Consider the following 17,804-nt stretch of genomic DNA (forward strand, 5'->3'; position numbering starts at 1 on the left):
AACATGCTCTTGATTGGGCGAGAAGCCGAGCGAACAGTTCTTGCGCGATTATCGGCCAACAAAGGAAGTCCGCGAAACCGGTCATGTAGGCGTTTTGCCGGCACCGCGGATCCGGGATGATCAGCGCGATGTTTGCAATGTCTGTCCCGCATGCCGGCCCTGCGGCGATCAATCCTGATCCGCCTGCCGCATCTTGCGCGAAGTGCCGAAGGTGTAGCCGGTTTCGACGATGTCACGGCCGAACTTCTGCCTTACCTTGTCGATCGCGCTTTCCGCCACGGCGCGCCGGGCGGCGGCTGGGTCAACCAGATCGGGCGGGTCTGCGAGCGCTGCATCGGTGAGCTCCGAGACCCCGATGCCGATCAGCCGAAACTTCTCGCTGCCCAGTTCGCGCTCAAGCAGGTGCAGCCCGGTGCGAAAGATCTTGTCTGCAAGCACCGTGGGGTCTTCGAGCTTGAAATTGCGTGTCCGGCTCTTGAAATCCGCGGTCTTGAGCTTGAGCACAACGGTGTGACCGGCGATGCCGGAGGCCTTGAGCCGCGCTGATACCTTTTCCGACAAGCGTCTGAGGATCGGAACAAGCTCCTCGGCGCCTGAAAGATCGGTGTTGAAGGTGGTCTCCGCCGATACGCTTTTGGCCCCTTCATTGGCATGGACCGTGCGCTCATCCTCGCCGCGGGCCAGATGGAACAACCGTTTGCCCATAACGCCATAGCGACGCATCAACACGTCCTGTTCCATGGTCTGCAACTGCCCGATGGTGCGGATGCCGTCGCGCTCCAGTGTTGCGGCAAAGGCCTTGCCGACGCCCCAGATCAAGGTGACAGGCCGTGGCCGGAGAAAGTCGAGCGCTTCTTGCTTGCCGATCACCGAAAAGCCGCGTGGCTTGTCGAGATCGGAGGCCACCTTGGCGAGAAACTTGCAATAGGACAGCCCGACCGACAACGTGATGCCGATCTCCGCCTCCACCCGTACGGCAAACTTTGCAAGCGTGCGGGCAGGGGTGTCCTTGTGCAGCCGCTCGGTGCCGGCAAGGTCAAGAAATGCCTCGTCTATCGAGATCGGCTGCACCAGCGGCGTCAGTTCCTCCATCATCTGCCGGACTTCACGTCCCACCCGCGAGTATTTTTCCATGTCCGGCTTGATAACCACCGCATCCGGGCAGGCATCGAGCGCCTTGAACATCGGCATGGCGGAACGCACGCCATGGATCCGGGCGATGTAGCAACAGGTGGAGACGACGCCGCGTTTGCCTCCGCCGATGATCACCGGCTTGTCCGCAAGCTCCGGGTTGTCGCGTTTTTCGACCGTCGCATAAAACGCGTCGCAATCCACATGGGCGAGCGTCAGCGCGTCAATTTCCATGTGCCGGATCAGTCGCGGACTGCCGCAGGCATGACAGCGCCGCACCCCGGCGCGGGCATGCGCGAGGCAATCCCGGCAAAAGCCGGGTACCGGATCGGACTGCGGCGGCGCTTGAGTCATTGGCTCGGTGAATTGAGAACAAAGGTTGAACATCGGCAGATTACGCAATAACTTTGCGACTCACAAGTCAGGAAAACCTGTCCTGCCGCGCTGGAGACTGTGACCGATGAGCCTTGATGTCCGTCCCGCAACAAGTGAAACCTGGCCCGCACTCAAGGCGCTTTTCGGCCCCCAAGGCGCCTGCTACGGCTGCTGGTGCAGCTATTTCCGGCTGGAGCCGAAGCTGCGCGAGGCCCTCGGCCGGGACGAGAAGGAGGCGCTGCTCAAGCAGGCGGCTGGCGAACCGCTGCCACCCGGCCTGATCGGGTTTGAGAATGGCGAACCGGTGGGCTGGGTTCAGGTTACGCCGCGCGCACACGTTCCGCGCTGGAACACACGCCGCACCGTGTCGCGTCCGCTGGAGGGCGATGATCCGCATGATCCGGGGATTTGGGCGATTTCTTGTTTTTTCATCGCCAAGCGCAAACGCGGTGAGGGGCTGAGCCATGGTTTGCTGGAGGCCGCGGTGGCGCATGCAACCGCTCACGGAGCCCGTGTTGTCGAAGCCTGCCCGATCGTTCAGGCAAAGCATTCAAAATCGGTTGGCCTGTTTGTGGGGGCCGCCTCGACCTTTGAAAGGGCTGGATTTTCGGTTGCGGCCGAGCGCAAGGCCGGGCGGCCGTTAATGCGCAAGGTGTTGGTTTGAAGAGCGGGGCGGGCAGTTCGCCGAGGCGGCAGTCTGATGGTTCAGGCGCCGGTGCTGCCTATGTGCGCGCTTATCAGTTCGACCGCATGCATCCAGTCCGAGGCGATATCCACCCCGTCGCCCGGATGCGGCGCCAGCGCGCGGAAGGTGTCATTGGCCATCAGATTGATCAGCAGCGTCTCGGGCACATGCGCCTTCACCGAATGCAGATTGACGAAGATGTCGTCAATGAAGACCAGCGGCTGGTCACGCGCGCCGTGCAGCGCCTTGACAGCCGGGCCCTTTGCCGCCTCGGTGGCGATCATCGGATAATCAAAGCCGTGCCGGCTCAGAAGGCTGCGCCGGATTGTCCGATGCCGCGGCGGCATGGCAGTCAGGAAAACGATGTCCGCCTTGCCGGAAAGCTCTGCCAAACTGTCCGCGGCGGCCTCGACAGGCGTCTGCCAGCCATCCTGCTCGGCAAAGAATGCCTCGAGAAGACGGTCGACTTCCTCCGCCGCGGTTTCACTTCCATCGGAAAGGCGAATTACATTGCCGGTGAGTCGAAACGAACGGGGCTGCAATTCATGGCCGTGCTCGACCAGAAATGCCTGAAACGGCGTGATGAACTCGAGCACCACTTCGTCGACATCGCAAACAATCAACGGCCGCTCACCAAGTCTCAGGGTGTCGTGTTCGGCATCCGGAATCGTGATCATTGTGTCTCGCTCGCGCCGCCAAGTGCCTGGAAAGCCCGTGTGACGATTTCAGGCTTGGTGTCGGTGGCGGCGCAGAAATCCATCAGCGTCGGTTCATGGCTCATCAAGAACCCCAGAACGCCTGCAAGAAATCCCGGTTCCTGCGCGGCATCGCGCAGATTGTTCGCCTCAAGCCCGGTGAGAGCCAGGAAACGGCCCATCAGTTCGGGCTCTCCGGCAAGCCATACAAGGACTGCGATCGCGGTATCTTCTGCGTCTGCCATGGGCTTGTTGACCTTGTCCAAGTTTATCTGCCGAATTGCAGACGTCGGATTACCACTTTTTCAACTTAATGAAACTAAGCTTGTTGTCAGGCATGACATCAGGCAGGCGTTTGTCTGTCTTTTGGCTCATATCAATGCCGGTGTTTGTGTCTGGTATTGCGCAAGACCAGAAGAAACGGGCAGTCAGCCGGTTCTGGCCGGGGATGGGGAACGGACATGACAAAACAGGTGATGATTGTTGAGGACAATGAACTCAACATGAAGCTCTTCCGGGACCTGATCGAAGCATCGGGTTACAAGACTGTCCAGACCCGCAACGGCATGGATGCGATGGATCTTGCGCGTCAGCATCGTCCCGATCTCATTTTGATGGACATCCAGTTGCCTGAAGTTTCGGGGCTGGAAGTCACCAAATGGCTCAAGCAGGACGATGACCTTCATGTGATCCCGGTCATTGCCGTCACCGCTTTCGCCATGAAAGGAGATGAGGAGCGCATCCGCCAGGGCGGTTGTGAGGCCTACATCTCGAAGCCAATTTCGGTGCCCAAATTCATTGAAACCATCAAGTCCTTTCTTGGCGATGCCTAGTCCCGGAGAATTTTTATGACTGCGCGGATCCTGGTGGTTGATGACATACCGGCAAATGTAAAGCTCCTCGAAGCCCGGTTGATGGCTGAGTATTTTGAGGTGCTGACTGCTGCTGATGGCATGACCGCGCTGTCGATCTGCGATCAGACCCAGGTTGATCTGATTCTTCTCGACATCATGATGCCTGGTATTGACGGGTTTGAAGTCTGCGAACGCCTCAAGCGAAATCCGCGTACCGCCCATATTCCGGTTGTGATGGTCACAGCGCTTGACCAGCCCTCTGATCGTGTTAGAGGCCTCAAGGCGGGTGCCGACGACTTCCTGACCAAGCCTGTCAATGATCTGCAGTTGATGACCCGGGTGAAAAGCCTTGTCCGCTTCAAGGCGTTGAGTGACGAGTTGCGGCTTCGAGCCGAATCCGCGCGCAGTCTCGACCTCGAGGCGCTGCTGGCGCCGCACCAGGGAAGCCTTGAAGAGCCGGGCCTTGTGTTGCTGGTGGAAAATCGCGCCAACGCCCAGGACCGTATGGGCCGCGCGCTCAACGGCGTTGCTGAGATCACCGTCATCGGCGATCCACAGGCTGCTCTCTTCGAGGCGGCCGAAAAACCCTATGAACTGATCATCGTGTCGTCCGCGCTCGAAGACTACGACCCGCTCCGGCTGTGCTCGCAATTGCGGTCACTGGAAAGAACACGCTTCATTCCGGTGCTGGTGGTGGCTGAGCAAGGCGAGGAGAACCTGGTGATCCGGGCGCTTGAACTTGGCGTGAACGATTACCTCGTCCGGCCGCTCGATCCCAATGAACTGGTCGCGCGCAGCGTTACCCAGATCCGCCGCAAGCGCTATACGGATTTCCTGCGCTCAAGCTTGACACAATCGGTCGAGTTTGCGGTCACCGATGCGCTCACGGGGCTGAACAACCGGCGTTATCTCGATACCCATCTTAACACGCTGGTCGAACGTTCCGCAAAACGCGACCGGCCCTTGTCGGTTTTGATCACTGACATCGACCACTTCAAGTCGATCAACGATGTTCATGGCCATGAAGGTGGTGATGACATTCTGCGTGACTTCGCCCGCCGGGTGCGCGGTGCGGTGCGCGGTGCGGATCTCGCCTGCCGTTATGGTGGTGAGGAGTTTGTTGTGATCATGCCCGACACCACACTGGACGTGGCAGCTCAGATTGCCGAGCGTCTGCGTGATGCGGTGGCAGCGGCGCCTTTCAAGGTAGCCGCCAGCGGTGCCAATGTCACATTGACAACATCCGTGGGCATCGCTGCGCTTGAGCCCAGCGGCGAGGATTCGGCCTCCCTGCTGCGCCGTGCAGATCAGGCACTCTACCAGGCCAAGAGCAGCGGCCGCAACCGTGTCGTTGGTGAAGCAGCCTGAGTCGCTGCCGTTCGAAGCCTAGCATTTAGCTTAAATGCCCATAAAAAAAGGCTTTTTTTGCCCCGAAATTAACCACAATCGTGGACAGTTTGGCGCATGGCTTAAGAAACTGTTGATTTTTCGGGGGATTGGTACAAAAGTTTATGGTGAAAATTGTGTGAACATCCTGACGTTGTTGCAGTTAATTGGCACAGTGAATTTGAATGCCCCATGATGTTCAGGTCCGCCGCATCTCCTGGGTCGTGGGGTGGCCGGTCAAGATTAAGTGCACAGTGGCATCCTCGTTCCACGCTCTTGTTTTGACCGGCCCTCGACACAAAAAACCCGCTTCCGTGAGGAAGCGGGTTTTTTGCTGTCTTCGAAAATTGGTCCCTAAGGGCCGGGAAGCAGATTACTTAATCTTGGCTTCCTTGAATTCCACATGCTTCTTGGCAATCGGATCGTACTTCGTTTTCACCATCTTGTCGGTGAATGTACGGCTGTTCTTCTTGGTCACATAGAAAAAGCCGGTGTCTGCTGTCGACAGGAGCTTGATCTTGATGGTGGTCGCCTTGGCCATGGTGTCTTGCCTTCTTCAAAAATGAAGCCGCGGACAGCACAGATGGCTCCACGGCGAAACTTGCGCGGAAACTACAAAAGCCGCGCTGAAAGTCAAGCCCGTTTTGGGCTCAACACCAGACGAAACAGCGTCAGAACCACATAGAGAGCGAAAAAGAACGCCAGAGCCCAGGCAAAACCGTGGTGGCCGGTCACATCCATGGCCACTCCGATGGTCTGAGGACCCACCAGCATGCCCAGTGCATAACAGAATACGAAGGCGGCATTGGCAGACGCCAGGTCCGAACCATGCAGCTTGTCACCCAGATGGGCCAGGCCGACGGTGTAAAGCCCGGCGACGCTGCCGCCCCAGAACAGCAGGATGATTGCCGTGAGCATCCAGTTGTGGATCAGGAAGGGCAGGGCCAGGGAACCCACGAGCCCGATAATGGCAAACAGCGACAGCAATCGGCGACGGTCCCCGATCCGGTCGGCTATCATGCCGATGGGAATCTGAAACAGGACGTTTCCCAGCCCGATCATGGTCAGCAGCAGCGCGCCTTGTGATTCGGTGAACCCGGTGCGGTTGGCATAGATGGGAAACAGCGACAGTCCGCCTGATTCGACCGCACCGAAAACAAACACCGCCGCAGTCGCCGTTGGCACCAGAAACACATAGCGCATGAATGGGAGATCAGTTGCTGATGAGCCGATGACCGGGTTTTCCTTCCGTGCCATCAAAACGGGAATCGCAGCGAGAAGGATGATGCCAGCGCCGATTGCGAATGGAAGGATGCCTTCTGAACCGACAATCGAGAAAATCAGTGGTCCCGCGGCAAAGCCCAGCGAAAGCACCGTGGCATAGATCCCCAGAACCAGCCCGCGCCGCGAGGGAGGCGCAGCGGTGTTGATCCAGAACTCCGAAAGGACGAACAGGATCGTGATAGCGCCATGGAAAATGATGCGCAGTGGAAACCACATCCACAGTGCTTCCGCGAAATAGAATCCAAGGGCACTGGCTGCCGCCGCGACAATGGCCAGCACCATGGTGGTCACCACCCCCAGACGCCGCGCAAGCCAGGTGGTCGCGGGTGCCGCAGCCATGGCCGCAATCCCGGCCATTGCCGAGTTGAGACCGATCATGCTCGAGGAGATGCCTCGTTTTTCAAGGATCACCGACAAGAGCGGCAAGCCAAGGCCAATGGCAATGCCGACAGCGGTAATCGACGCGATTGCGGCAATAAGAGCCGGCCAGTGGATGTCGTCGCGAACAACGGGCGCGTCAGGTGATGAGTGATCCATGTAAGGCGCCTAAATCAATTCCCGAACGAATCGCCCATTGCGATAGTAGTAAAACGGAATCTTTCTTTGAAAAGGTAAAGAATTGTCCGCGTCAAGCGCTTCCTGAAGGTCTGTGAGCACAACTTTGGTGATTCCGGGCAACGGATAGCCGTCATGCCGGTCTATCGGAAGCCATGTCAGGTCCTGCAGTTCATCGCTGTCTTGCACAGTTGTTGGATCGGCGTCGACCTCATCTGTGAAACAGGCAAAGAACCGGGTGTCAAACCGCCGCGGCATGCCCGGAGGTGTAATGGCGCGGGCAAGAAAGCGGAACGGCGAGACATCCGGGCAAAGATTCGCAGTATGATCGGCTGGCGTCAGCGACAGATGCGCTTCCTCCATCATCTCGCGCGCAGCGGCGACCGCCAGCCCACGCGCAGCGGATTCGCCAAACTGCGCAATGGTCCGCCGCAGCAACTGTTCCGTGACCTCGCCATGAAGTGGCTGTGCCAGCGTGGTCTTGTTGTCAGCCGCGTCGCGCCGGCCGCCGGGAAAGACATACATGGCGGGCATGAACGCATGGCCTTTGCCGCGTTTGCCAACCAGAACCCGGGGTGTTTTCTCCTGCCGGTCGATAAGAAGCAGGGAAGCTGCATCCTTTGGCCTGCGTGGCGGGTGGCGCATCTCACCACGCTTTGCAACGTCTTCGGTCAGAAGGTCTGCCTTGACCGAACCACCGGCATTCATCCTGCGTCCTCACCAACCGGCTCAAGCATGGCGTCATCATCCGTTCCGCTGAAACCGTGCATACGAAAAGCCCATTGCAATCCGATGACGCCGCCCTTGATCGGCTGCAGAAGCGCCAGCGACAGGATCACCGTTATCGGGATCCAGATCATCAGATGCTGCCAGCTCTCGAGAACGAGCCAGCTGTCAGTGGCCATGAAGCCGGCAACCACCACATGGCCGACGATGAAGATCGCCAGATAGGCAGGAAGGTCATCGGCGCGGTGATGATGCATCTCTTCGCCGCAGGACGCGCAGCTGTCGACCGATTTGAGATAGGCGCGGAACAGCTTGCCTTCGCCACAATTGGGGCATCGGCCAAGCAGACCGCGTTTGATGGCCTGGCTGGTGTTGCGGGGGTCTTGCTCAGGCTCGCGCCTGTCCGCTGCTTCGCCGCCAATTTCGAGCATAGCCATCTCCTTCGTTTGGCGCGGGTACGCAGTTTCCGCGGCCCGCCATCCGCCCATCATAACATCGTGTCACCGGCGACCGCGTGGCGGCCTTGTGCCGGGCTTTTTCGGTCCGCCACGCCGGGCACGGCCGGATTTGTGGAATGATCGTATCCCCGTGGGCATTTTCCGCCCTTCGCTGAGCATCTCGAAACGCATTGATCCCGCCAGGGGGATCACTTCCACGACCTTGACCTCGACGCTGTCGCCCAGCCGGTAGCCCAAGCCTGTCTTTTCACCGGTCAGCGCCTGATGCGCTTCATCATAATGATAGTAGTCGAGTCCGAGCGTTGAAACCGGAATAAACCCGTCTGCGCCAAATTGCGGCAGGCTGATAAACAGGCCGGACTTGGTAACGCCCGACACCCGGCCGTCAAACGCCTCGCCAATGCGCCCCGCCAGATGGTGCGCCACCAGACGGTCTACGGTTTCGCGTTCGGCCGCCATGGCCCGGCGCTCGGTTGTCGAGATTTCCGCTGCGATCGGTTCGAGCGTTGCTTCCTGCTCGGGCGTGATCGCGCCTTCGCCAAGTCCCAGTGAGCCCACCAGAGCGCGGTGCACGATCAAGTCGGCATAACGGCGAATCGGCGAGGTGAAATGGGCGTATTTCATAAGGTTGAGGCCGAAATGGCCAAGATTTTCGGGCGAATAGACGGCCTGGCTCTGGCTTCTGAGGACCATCTCGTTGACCATGATCTGGTGCGGTTCGCCCTGGGCTCGCGCCAGAATGCCATTGAAGGCGCTGGCACGCACCGCAGCACCTCTTGCCAGCGACATTCCCAATGTTCCCAGGAACTCGCGCAGCACCTCCTGCTTGGCCAGCGAGGGCTGGTCATGCACCCGGAAGATCAGCGGCTGCCGGCGCTTCTCGAGCGTTTCCGCGGCTGCCACATTGGCCTGGATCATGCATTCTTCAATCAGCTTGTGGGCATCCAGGCGATCGGGAACCACCACCTTGTCGACCCTGCCTTCGGGGGTGAGCAGGATCTTGCGTTCAGGCATGTCGAGTTCAAGCGGCTGACGCCTGTCACGGCCACGTTTCAGGACCTGATAGGCGTGCCACAGCGGTTTGAGCACGGGCTCCAGCAAAGGGCCGGTCTTGTCGTCCGGCTTGCCATCGATCGCAGCCTGTGCCTGCTGATAGGAGAGTTTGGCCGCGCTCTTGATCATCACCCGGTGGAACCGGTGGCTGATCTTGCGGCCATCGCTTGAAAAGGTCATCCGCACCGCAAGCGCCGGGCGGTCTTCGCCTTCGCGCAACGAGCACAGATCATTGGAGATCCGCTCGGGCAGCATCGGCACCACCCGGTCGGGAAAATAGGCCGAATTGCCTCGCTTGAGCGCTTCCCGGTCGAGCGCCGTGCCTGAGCGCACATACCAGGAGACATCCGCGATCGCGACCGTGACGATCACGCCGCCGGGGTTCTCGGGCGCAGGGTCGTCCTCGGCATAGACTGCGTCATCGTGGTCCTTGGCATCAGCCGGATCGATGGTGATCAGCGGGATGTCACGCCAGTCCTCGCGGCCCTTCAGCGGTGCGGGCTTTGCAGCCTCCGCGGCGGCGAGCACATCGTCAGGAAAAATGTACGGGATCCCGTGGGCATGAATGGCGATCATCGAGATCGCCTTTTCACCCTCTACGGAACCCAGCACCGACATGACTTTGGCACGGGGCAAGCCCATGCGACCGAGCCGGGCGGTTTCGACCTCGACCAGGTCCCCATCCTTGGCCTCGCCGGTGAAGTCCGGATCAATTAGATATTCCTCGCCGCGCCGTTCGATCGGCATCAGCCGCCCGCCGCCGCCAGGGGTCTGTTTGAAGACACCGAGGATAGCGCCGCCACGGCGGTCGAGCACCTTCATGATCCGCGCCGTATATGCAGTGGAAGCGCCGTGCGTCGAAGCGAAAATGCGCGCCAGAACCCGGTCGCCGATTCCGGCTGCCGTCGATGGCGTGCGTGACTTGCTGCGGCCCTTGTCACGCCCGGCATTGGACTGGCGAACAGTGACCACAGGAGCCGTTCCGTGCTCTTCAAGCCATTCTGCCGGACGCGCGATCAGGTCGCCATTGGCGCTGCGCATGGTGATTTCGAGAACCGTCACGGCGGGAAGCGTGCCGGGCCGCCGGAGTGTCTTACGGTCCCGCTCGATCAGGCCTTCGTCCTCAAGCTCGCGCAAAAGCGCCTTGAGTTCGCTGCGCGTGTCGCCCTTGAGGCCGAAAGCCTTGGCGATATCGCGTTTGGAGGCCCGGTCGGGATTCTCGCTCAAAAACCGCAAGATGGTCTCACGGTCAGGCAGGTCGCCCCGGCGAAACGCCGGAGCATCCTTGCCATCCGCTTTGGGGGCGGGATGTTTGCCTGACGATTTGGGCTTGCCGGCCTGGGGCTTGCGGGGAGGGGAGCCCAAACTCATTCCTTCTCGGCGGCGGCGGTCTTGGCTTTTGCGGTCGTGGCCTTTTTCGCCTTTGGCTTGGCTGCCTTCTTGGCAGCCGGTTTTTTGGCTGCGGGCTTCTTCTTCTTGCCTGATGTCCCGGCTTTCGCCGTGATCAGCTCCAGCGCTTCCTCCATGGTGACGGAGGCCGGGTCCTTGTCCTTGGGCAATGTCGCATTGATCTTGCCCCAGTTGACGTAGGGACCGTATTTGCCATCCCGGACGGTGATCGGTCCGCCATCGGGGTGATCGTCAAGCGTTTTCAGCGCAGCCGGTGTGCCCCGTCCGCGTCCGGGACCCTTGGCGATTTTCTCGGCGATCACCGAAACCGCACGATTGAGCCCGATGGAAAACACGTCCTCGATGCTTTCGAGATTGGCGTAGGTCTTCTCATGCAGCACGAACGGGCCATAGCGGCCGAGGCCAGCCGAGATCATCTTGCCGGTTTCCGGATGCTGACCGATGTCGCGCGGCAGGCTCAAAAGCGCCAAAGCCTTTTCGTGATCGATGGAATCAACCGCCCAGCCCTTGGGCAGGCTCGAGCGTTTGGCTTCTTTGCCTTCGCCGCGCTGGACATAAGGCCCGAAACGTCCCGTGCGAAGCGTGATCGGCTCTTCGGTGTGCGGGTCCTTTCCCAGATCCTTGGGTTCATTGGAAAGGGCAGCATCACCGGACGCATCCTGATCGGCCGAAAGCTGGCGGGTGAAATTGCAATCAGGGTAGTTCGAACAGCCGACAAATGCCCCGTATTTGCCGAGCTTGAGCGACAGGTTGCCGGTTCCGCAGGTCGGACAGATGCGCGGGTTGGAGCCATCCTCGCGGACCGGAAACACCAGCGGCGCCAGCGCCTCGTTGAGGGCGTCCAACACTTGGGAGACGCGAAGCTCCTTGGTGTCGTCGATATGCGCATGGAACTGCACCCAGAACTCACGCAAGACGTCCTTCCAGGCAAGTTCGCCTGCTGAGATCCGGTCGAGCTTTTCTTCGAGATCGGCCGTGAAACCGAATTCAACGTAGCGTTCGAAAAAGTTCTCGAGGAAAGCGATCACCAGCCGGCCCTTGGGCTCGGGGATCAATCGGCGCTTGTCGATGACCACATATTCGCGGTCCCTCAGCGTGGCCAGCGTCGAGGCATAGGTCGAGGGACGGCCAATGCCGAGCTCTTCCATCTTCTTGATCAGCGAGGCTTCCGAAAAGCGCGGCGGCGGTTCTGTGAAATGCTGCGTGGCGTTGATCTTTTCCTTGTCCACCGCTTCCTTGGCATTGATTTCGGGCAGCCGCGCGCCGTCCTCATCATCCCCATCGGACTGCTCGCCGTCTTCCTTGGTGTCTGTATAGGCGGCAATGAAGCCATCAAACCGGATCACCGAACCGGTGGCACGCAGGCCCGCGGTCTTGCCATTGCCCGATGCGGTGATCTCGACGCTGGTGCGCTCGATTTCCGCCGAGGCCATCTGGCTCGCCGTCGCCCGCTTCCAGATCAGGTCATAAAGCCGCAACTGATCGGCATCCAGATAACGCTTAAGGTCATCGGGCGCACGCTCGAACCCGGTCGGACGGATCGCTTCGTGCGCTTCCTGCGCGTTTTTTGCCTTGGTGGAATAGATTCGCGGTTGATCGGGCACATAACGGCTGCCAAAGCGGGTTGAAATCGCTTCACGCGCTTCGGTGATCGCTTCGGGCGCCATCTGAACGCCGTCGGTTCGCATATAGGTGATCAGACCGACGGTCTCCCCGCCGATGTCGATGCCTTCGTAGAGTTTCTGCGCCACCTGCATGGTGCGTGAGGCGTTGAACCCGAGTTTGGAGGACGCCGCCTGCTGCAGGGTCGATGTGGTGAAGGGAGCCGACGGGTTGCGCCGGGTCGGCTTCGCCTCGACGCTGTCGACCTGGAACGAGGCGCTCTCGAGCATGGTGCGGATATCGCCGGCCACGTCACCGTTGGTTACCGACATCTTGTTGAGCTTCTCACCATCGTGAGAAACGAGCCTTGCGGTGAAACCATCACCGCGGGGTGTCTTCAGATCGGCGGAGATCTGCCAGTACTCCTCCGAGACAAACCGCTCGATTTCGCTTTCGCGGTCACAGACGAGTCGCAGCGCCACGGATTGGACCCGGCCGGCAGAGCGCGCGCCGGGGAGTTTGCGCCACAGCACCGGGGACAAGTTGAAGCCCACCAGATAGTCAAGCGCACGGCGTGCCAGATAGGCGTCGACCAGCGGCGTGTCGATTTCGCGCGGGTTCTCCATCGCGTCGAGTACGGATTTCTTGGTGATCGCGTTGAAGACCACCCGTTTGACCGATTTGTCCTTGAGCGCCTTTTTCTTGTTGAGCACTTCCAGCACATGCCAGGAAATCGCTTCTCCCTCGCGGTCGGGGTCGGTCGCGAGGATCAGTGAGTCTGCGCCCTTTAGGGCCTCCGTGATGTCCTTGAGGCGTTTGTTGGACGCGGTATCGACTTCCCACGACATGGCGAAGTCTTCATCGGGCAGCACTGATCCGTCCTTGGCCGGAAGATCCCGGACATGGCCGAAGGAGGCCAGAACCTTGAAACCGGCGCCAAGATATTTGTTGATTGTTTTCGCCTTCGCAGGCGATTCCACTACCACTACATTCATAAGTTGCTCGCACTCGGCCGGGGTTTCGGCAGGTCGCGCGAATTCGCGCCATGCCGATCCGGCACACGAAATGTACAGGGAATCCGGTTCGGTCAACCCCATCTTGACAAAAGCGGCCATTTCACACCCGAATACAACCAATGCGCGATTGCAACCGTGTTGCAATTAAAGATAAATGCTCTATCCTGTTTTTTGATCGCATTTGGCTGTAGGTAAAGCAGTCAGGGCACCGTCAAATCCAAGGGATCGGGAATGGCAAACAGCCCAACACCAGATTCACTGAAGAGTGCCCAAACAGTGCAGAATATTACCTATATCAGGCAAATGCTCGGTGAACTGCGTACGGTCGCCGACAATGAGAACGCCGATATGCTGTGCTATCTCATCGAAATGGCCTATCTTGAGGCCGGTGACGTTCTCGCCGGGCACCGGCCTTTACGGATCGTCAAAGGCTAGCGACACCATGCCGCCGGGGTGGCGGTGCAGCCGGCCTGCCAGATCGAGCTCGATGAGAACCAGATAGACCGTGGCAGCGGCAACACCGGTGTGCCGGATGATGTCGTCGACCTCCGAAGGCGAGGGGCCAAGCGCCTCGATCACACGGGCCCGGTCATCGTCCCCGGGTTCAGCGAACCGATCTGTTTCGTCATCGCCGGGCTCTTCCATCACCGGTTCATCATCGGAAAACAGCCGGCTGGAGGGCGCAAGCGCTTCAATCACATCCTGGCTGGAGGTGGTGACGATGGCGCCATCCTTCAACAATCCGTTTGCGCCGGCGGCGCGCGGGTCGAGTGGGGAGCCGGGAACGGCGAACACCAGCCTGCCGAAATCGGCAGCCCGGCGCGCACTGATCAGTGAACCGGAGCGTTGAGCGGCCTCCACCACGACCAGTCCAAGTCCAACGCCGGCGATCAACCGGTTTCGGCGCGGAAAGTCACGCGCCCGCGGCTCCCATCCCATCGGCATTTCGCTGATTGCCAGGCCCTTGCCAGCTCGGATCTCGTCATAAAGGTCGAGGTTTTCCGGTGGATAGGGTTGATCCAGTCCGCCAGCCAGTGCCGCAATGGTGCCGTGCTCGAGACTCGCCCGGTGTGCGGCCGCATCGATGCCGCGAGCCAGCCCTGAGACCACGACATAACCCGCGGCGCCCAGATCACGCGCCATCCGTGCCGCCATCTTCGCGCCTGAAACCGAAGCATTGCGCGCGCCGACGATGCCAACCGCGACCTGTGTCGCCAGCGCCAGATCACCGACCGCCGATATCAGCGGTGGTGCGCCATCGATACGTCTGAGCGCGGGCGGGTAGTCCGGTTCGCCAATGCCGACGAACACAGCGCCAAACCGCTCTGCGGTTTCAAGCTCGCGCTCCGCCTCCTCAATGCTTGCAACCCGGATCGCACGCGCCGAACCGCCACGGCGCGACAGTTCGGGCAACTGTTCGATCGCCGCATCTGCGGAGCCAAAATGGTTGATCAGATCGCGAAAGGTTGCAGGTCCGACATTGTCAGACCTGATCAGCCTGAGCCATGAGAGCCGCTGGCGGTCGGTAAGGACGACACCGCGCCGTCCCTCGCCGCCGGCAGACATCAGCCCTTGTCCCCGATGCGGCTTTCGGTGCCGGCCATCAGACGTCGGATGTTCTCATGGTGCTTGAGAATGGTGATCAGCGACATCACCACAAACAGTGACGCGATTTCTGGCAGCCCGTAGAGATAAAGCGCAACGGGCACCGCCAAAGCTGCTGCAAGAGCTGCCAGCGAAGAGAACCGGAAGATCTTTGCCATGCCAAGCCAGACCGCGGCAAACACCAGCACCATCAATGGCGCAAGGCCCAGCAGGACGCCGAGATAGGTGGCGACGCCCTTGCCGCCCTTGAACTTGAGCCAGACCGGATAGAGATGACCCAGAAAAGCACCAAGCCCGGCAATCAGCGCGGCTTCCAAGCCGATGAACTGCCGTGCGGCAACCACCGCCACCGTGCCCTTGAGCGCATCGGCAAGCAGTGTGGCTGCGGCCAGCTTCTTGTTTCCGGTCCTGAGCACATTGGTTGCACCGATATTGCCCGATCCGATCTTGCGCACATCACCCAGACCCGCCATGCGGGTCAGCAGCAGGCCAAACGGGATTGAGCCGCACAGATAGCCGAAAAGCAGGGCGCCGAGCATGATGGAGGGAGGCAGGGTCCAGCTGATCAATTCAGGCACGACAGGGATTTCCTTGCTTCAAGCGTTGTGGCACCAGCGGAAAAAACAGCCTCAGGCGTGGTAAACTGTGGCACCTGCAACCAGGGTTTGCAACACCTTGCCCGTAAACCGTGCATCCTCAAACGCGCTGTTCTTGGACTTTGATGCGATGTCATCCTTGGAAAGCACCCAAGGATATTCCGGATCAATAAGCGCGATGTCGGCGCGCGCGCCCACCTTGAGCGTGCCGGCGTCAAGCCCCAGGATCTGGGCTGGTCGTGTCGACATCGCATCGACCAGCCGCATCAGTTCAACATCGCCTGAATGGTACAGTCTGAGCGCGGCGGCAAGCAGCGTTTCTAGCCCGATCGCGCCGTTTTCTGCATCGCCGAATGGAAGCCGCTTGGTGTCCACGTCCTGTGGATCATGTGCTGACACGATGATGTCGATTGCCCCGTCTGCAAGTGCAGCCACCATGGCCCGCCGGTCATCCTCCGTCCGGAGCGGTGGCGACAGCCGGAAGAAGGTGCGGTATTCGCCGATATCGGTTTCATTGAGCGTCAGGTGATTGATCGAGATCCCGGCTGTGACTGACAGCCCCTTGGCTTTCGCGACGCGAATGATCTCGGCGGACTCAGGCACCGAAATGCTCATCGCGTGGTAGCGTGAGCGCGTCAGAGCTGCGAGCCTTAGATCGCGTTCAAGCGGAATGATCTCGGCCTCGCGCGGAATCCCCGACAGGCCAAGCCAGCTTGCATACAAGCCCTCGTTCATCACTCCAGTGGCGCTCAAATGCCGGTCCTGTGTAGCCACTGCAACCACTGCGCCGAAATCCCTTGCATAGGTCATGGCGCGACGCATCACCGCCGGATTGCCGACCGTATGGCGGCCATTGCACAGCCACACGGCTCCGGCCTCAAGCAGCAGCCCGAACTCGGTCATCTCTTCGCCTTTGAGCCCCTTGGTCAGAGCCGCGGCTGGGTAGACATGGACGATCGCCTCGTCGCGCGCCAGCCGCTGGACGAAATCCACCAGTGCCACATCGTCGATCATCGGTTCGGTGTCGGGCATCATGATGATCGAGGTGACCCCGCCCTTGGCCGCGGCGCGGCTTGCCGAGGCGATCGTTTCGCGGTGCTCGGCGCCTGGTTCGCCGATATGCACACAGGCATCGACGAGGCCCGGCACGGCAATCAGCCCAACGTAGTCTTCGGTTTCACAGCCTGCGGGAATGTCCTTATTGCCAACGGCAGCGCCTATCGCAGCGATCTTGCCGTCGACAATCAGGATCGAGCCGGTTTCGTCCATGCTTTGTGACGGGTCGACAATCCGCAGGTTTTGAAGGAGACGAGTGGTCATCGCGCCAACTCCCCCTTGAGCATCAGCGTTTCCATCACGGCCATGCGCACCGCCACACCCATCTCCACCTGTTGCTCGATTACGCTTTGCGGGCCGTCCGCAATGTCGGAGGCAATCTCGACGCCGCGGTTCATCGGGCCTGGATGCATCACCAGCGCATCATCCTTGGCGAAGGCGAGCTTGTCGGCATCAAGCCCGTAGTAGCGGAAATACTCACGCACCGAGGGCACGAAGGAGCCTGCCATGCGCTCGCGCTGCAGTCTCAGCATCATCACCACGTCGGCGTCCTTGAGGCCTTCCTGCATATTCTGGAACACCTCGACGCCCATATCGGCGATGCCCGAAGGCAGCAGCGTGGACGGTGCCACGACCCGCACCCGCGCGCCCAGTGCATTGAGCAGAAGAATATTGGAACGCGCCACGCGCGAATGCAGCACATCGCCGCAAATGGTCACGATCAACCGGCCGACCTTGCCCTTGGCGCGGCGGATGGTCAGCGCGTCGAGCAGCGCCTGGGTCGGGTGTTCATGCGCACCGTCGCCGGCATTGATCACCGGACAGCCGACTTTCTGGGACAGCAGTGCCACGGCACCTGCGGAGGAATGGCGAACCACCAGAACGTCAGGCCGCATTGCGTTTAGCGTCATTGCGGTGTCGACCAGCGTTTCACCCTTCTTGACGCTCGAATTGGCGACCGACATGTTCATCACGTCCGCGCCCAAGCGTTTTCCCGCCAGTTCGAACGAGGCCTGTGTCCGGGTCGAGCTCTCAAAGAACAGATTGATCTGGGTGAGACCACGAAGCGTTGTGGTCTTTTTCTCGCGTTGCCGGGAGATTTTCACGGCTTCGTCGGAGTGATCCAGCAAATAGTGGATGTCGTGTTCCGAAAGCCCTTTGATGCCGAGCAGATGACGGTGCGGAAATGACATCGGACATCCTGTGATTTACAATCTCAGGCGTTCATAGAAAGGTTCTGGGGCAGGGGCAAGGATGGCGGCGCTCGAATTTCGCGATGTCCCCATGCAATGAGGCGCGAATCCCTGTAAGCGAGGT

At 60.1% G+C, this 17,804-nt stretch carries 17 protein-coding genes; 4 read left to right on the forward strand and 13 right to left on the reverse strand.

The features are described from left to right. Nucleotides 1–168: 168 nt before the first annotated feature. Nucleotides 169–1,485 carry a DNA polymerase IV gene (locus HPDFL43_RS09070; protein WP_040450041.1) on the reverse strand — a complete coding sequence of 439 codons (1,317 nt, stop codon included), beginning with the start codon at nucleotides 1,483–1,485 and terminating at the stop codon, nucleotides 169–171. Nucleotides 1,486–1,591: 106 nt separating this feature from the next. On the opposite strand from HPDFL43_RS09070, the gene HPDFL43_RS09075 reads away from it, so the two are divergent. Next, nucleotides 1,592–2,170: a GNAT family N-acetyltransferase gene (locus HPDFL43_RS09075; protein WP_007197019.1), complete on the forward strand. Its 579-nt coding sequence runs from the start codon at nucleotides 1,592–1,594 to the stop codon at nucleotides 2,168–2,170. A gap of 41 nt (nucleotides 2,171–2,211) precedes the next feature. On the opposite strand, the gene HPDFL43_RS09080 is transcribed toward HPDFL43_RS09075, so the two are convergent. Continuing rightward, a complete protein-coding gene (locus HPDFL43_RS09080; RefSeq protein ID WP_007197020.1) occupies nucleotides 2,212–2,868 on the reverse strand; it encodes a hypothetical protein in 657 nt (218 codons plus the stop codon). Continuing rightward, the gene (locus HPDFL43_RS09085; RefSeq protein WP_040450042.1) at nucleotides 2,865–3,131 is read right to left on the reverse strand and encodes a DUF3572 domain-containing protein; all 267 of its coding nucleotides are present in this window, start codon (nucleotides 3,129–3,131) and stop codon (nucleotides 2,865–2,867) included. The genes HPDFL43_RS09080 and HPDFL43_RS09085 overlap by 4 nt, the downstream gene beginning before the upstream one ends. A gap of 216 nt (nucleotides 3,132–3,347) precedes the next feature. On the opposite strand from HPDFL43_RS09085, the gene HPDFL43_RS09090 reads away from it, so the two are divergent. Beyond that, nucleotides 3,348–3,719 carry a response regulator gene (locus HPDFL43_RS09090; protein ID WP_007197022.1) on the forward strand — a complete coding sequence of 124 codons (372 nt, stop codon included), beginning with the start codon at nucleotides 3,348–3,350 and terminating at the stop codon, nucleotides 3,717–3,719. A gap of 15 nt (nucleotides 3,720–3,734) precedes the next feature. Further along, nucleotides 3,735–5,108, forward strand: a complete 1,374-nt coding sequence (locus HPDFL43_RS09095; protein ID WP_007197023.1) for a PleD family two-component system response regulator — start codon at nucleotides 3,735–3,737, stop codon at nucleotides 5,106–5,108. 391 nt (nucleotides 5,109–5,499) lie between these two features. On the opposite strand, the gene rpmG is transcribed toward HPDFL43_RS09095, so the two are convergent. From rpmG to topA, 6 genes are all read right to left on the reverse strand, one after another. After that, nucleotides 5,500–5,667 (reverse strand): 50S ribosomal protein L33, encoded by a 168-nt coding sequence (gene rpmG, locus HPDFL43_RS09100; RefSeq protein WP_007197024.1) that lies wholly within the window; start codon nucleotides 5,665–5,667, stop codon nucleotides 5,500–5,502. Between the two features lie 92 nt (nucleotides 5,668–5,759). Beyond that, nucleotides 5,760–6,947, reverse strand: a complete 1,188-nt coding sequence (locus tag HPDFL43_RS09105) for an MFS transporter (protein ID WP_007197025.1) — start codon at nucleotides 6,945–6,947, stop codon at nucleotides 5,760–5,762. A 9-nt stretch (nucleotides 6,948–6,956) separates the two neighbouring features. After that, nucleotides 6,957–7,673: an NUDIX hydrolase gene (locus HPDFL43_RS09110; protein WP_007197026.1), complete on the reverse strand. Its 717-nt coding sequence runs from the start codon at nucleotides 7,671–7,673 to the stop codon at nucleotides 6,957–6,959. Then, nucleotides 7,670–8,128 (reverse strand): DUF983 domain-containing protein, encoded by a 459-nt coding sequence (locus HPDFL43_RS09115; RefSeq protein ID WP_425348846.1) that lies wholly within the window; start codon nucleotides 8,126–8,128, stop codon nucleotides 7,670–7,672. Before HPDFL43_RS09115 ends, HPDFL43_RS09110 begins: the two co-directional genes overlap by 4 nt. Nucleotides 8,129–8,191: 63 nt before the next feature. Continuing rightward, the gene (gene rnr / locus HPDFL43_RS09120) at nucleotides 8,192–10,573 is read right to left on the reverse strand and encodes a ribonuclease R (RefSeq protein WP_007197028.1); all 2,382 of its coding nucleotides are present in this window, start codon (nucleotides 10,571–10,573) and stop codon (nucleotides 8,192–8,194) included. Beyond that, the gene (gene topA / locus HPDFL43_RS09125; protein ID WP_040450045.1) at nucleotides 10,570–13,209 is read right to left on the reverse strand and encodes a type I DNA topoisomerase; all 2,640 of its coding nucleotides are present in this window, start codon (nucleotides 13,207–13,209) and stop codon (nucleotides 10,570–10,572) included. The genes rnr and topA overlap by 4 nt, the downstream gene beginning before the upstream one ends. 297 nt (nucleotides 13,210–13,506) lie before the next feature. Between topA and HPDFL43_RS09130 the strand changes: the two genes are divergently transcribed. After that, nucleotides 13,507–13,665, forward strand: coding sequence for a hypothetical protein (locus HPDFL43_RS09130; protein ID WP_342586392.1), 159 nt, complete (start codon nucleotides 13,507–13,509; stop codon nucleotides 13,663–13,665). Here the strand turns inward: HPDFL43_RS09130 and dprA are convergent. The 4 genes from dprA to HPDFL43_RS09150 form a co-directional block, all read right to left on the reverse strand. After that, nucleotides 13,645–14,796, reverse strand: coding sequence for a DNA-processing protein DprA (dprA, locus tag HPDFL43_RS09135; RefSeq protein WP_007197031.1), 1,152 nt, complete (start codon nucleotides 14,794–14,796; stop codon nucleotides 13,645–13,647). The two genes, HPDFL43_RS09130 and dprA, sit on opposite strands and share 21 nt — an antisense overlap. Further along, entirely contained in the window at nucleotides 14,796–15,374 is a 579-nt protein-coding gene (gene plsY / locus HPDFL43_RS09140; protein WP_052093182.1) for a glycerol-3-phosphate 1-O-acyltransferase PlsY, read from the reverse strand. Before plsY ends, dprA begins: the two co-directional genes overlap by 1 nt. Nucleotides 15,375–15,464: 90 nt before the next feature. Continuing rightward, nucleotides 15,465–16,751 carry a dihydroorotase gene (locus HPDFL43_RS09145; protein ID WP_007197033.1) on the reverse strand — a complete coding sequence of 429 codons (1,287 nt, stop codon included), beginning with the start codon at nucleotides 16,749–16,751 and terminating at the stop codon, nucleotides 15,465–15,467. Beyond that, the gene (locus tag HPDFL43_RS09150) at nucleotides 16,748–17,680 is read right to left on the reverse strand and encodes an aspartate carbamoyltransferase catalytic subunit (RefSeq protein ID WP_007197034.1); all 933 of its coding nucleotides are present in this window, start codon (nucleotides 17,678–17,680) and stop codon (nucleotides 16,748–16,750) included. The genes HPDFL43_RS09145 and HPDFL43_RS09150 overlap by 4 nt, the downstream gene beginning before the upstream one ends. Between the last annotated feature and the right edge of the window lie 124 nt (nucleotides 17,681–17,804).

Origin of the sequence: Hoeflea phototrophica DFL-43 (assembly GCF_000154705.2) — a bacterium.
In the GTDB taxonomy this organism is placed as follows: domain Bacteria; phylum Pseudomonadota; class Alphaproteobacteria; order Rhizobiales; family Rhizobiaceae; genus Hoeflea; species Hoeflea phototrophica.

What these genes read in the sequence shown, in the direction of transcription:
- HPDFL43_RS09145 (WP_007197033.1), bottom strand. Translation starts at nt 16,751, where the DNA reads ATGACCACTCGTCTCCTTCAAAACCTGCGGATTGTCGACCCGTCACAA.
- HPDFL43_RS09080 (WP_007197020.1), bottom strand. Translation starts at nt 2,868, where the DNA reads ATGATCACGATTCCGGATGCCGAACACGACACCCTGAGACTTGGTGAG.
- HPDFL43_RS09090 (WP_007197022.1), top strand. Translation starts at nt 3,348, where the DNA reads ATGACAAAACAGGTGATGATTGTTGAGGACAATGAACTCAACATGAAG.
- HPDFL43_RS09085 (WP_040450042.1), bottom strand. Translation starts at nt 3,131, where the DNA reads ATGGCAGACGCAGAAGATACCGCGATCGCAGTCCTTGTATGGCTTGCC.
- dprA (WP_007197031.1), bottom strand. Translation starts at nt 14,796, where the DNA reads ATGTCTGCCGGCGGCGAGGGACGGCGCGGTGTCGTCCTTACCGACCGC.
- HPDFL43_RS09110 (WP_007197026.1), bottom strand. Translation starts at nt 7,673, where the DNA reads ATGAATGCCGGTGGTTCGGTCAAGGCAGACCTTCTGACCGAAGACGTT.
- HPDFL43_RS09095 (WP_007197023.1), top strand. Translation starts at nt 3,735, where the DNA reads ATGACTGCGCGGATCCTGGTGGTTGATGACATACCGGCAAATGTAAAG.
- topA (WP_040450045.1), bottom strand. Translation starts at nt 13,209, where the DNA reads ATGAATGTAGTGGTAGTGGAATCGCCTGCGAAGGCGAAAACAATCAAC.
- HPDFL43_RS09070 (WP_040450041.1), bottom strand. Translation starts at nt 1,485, where the DNA reads ATGACTCAAGCGCCGCCGCAGTCCGATCCGGTACCCGGCTTTTGCCGG.
- HPDFL43_RS09150 (WP_007197034.1), bottom strand. Translation starts at nt 17,680, where the DNA reads ATGTCATTTCCGCACCGTCATCTGCTCGGCATCAAAGGGCTTTCGGAA.
- HPDFL43_RS09115 (WP_425348846.1), bottom strand. Translation starts at nt 8,128, where the DNA reads ATGGCTATGCTCGAAATTGGCGGCGAAGCAGCGGACAGGCGCGAGCCT.
- HPDFL43_RS09075 (WP_007197019.1), top strand. Translation starts at nt 1,592, where the DNA reads ATGAGCCTTGATGTCCGTCCCGCAACAAGTGAAACCTGGCCCGCACTC.
- plsY (WP_052093182.1), bottom strand. Translation starts at nt 15,374, where the DNA reads ATGCTCGGCGCCCTGCTTTTCGGCTATCTGTGCGGCTCAATCCCGTTT.
- rpmG (WP_007197024.1), bottom strand. Translation starts at nt 5,667, where the DNA reads ATGGCCAAGGCGACCACCATCAAGATCAAGCTCCTGTCGACAGCAGAC.
- rnr (WP_007197028.1), bottom strand. Translation starts at nt 10,573, where the DNA reads ATGAGTTTGGGCTCCCCTCCCCGCAAGCCCCAGGCCGGCAAGCCCAAA.
- HPDFL43_RS09105 (WP_007197025.1), bottom strand. Translation starts at nt 6,947, where the DNA reads ATGGATCACTCATCACCTGACGCGCCCGTTGTTCGCGACGACATCCAC.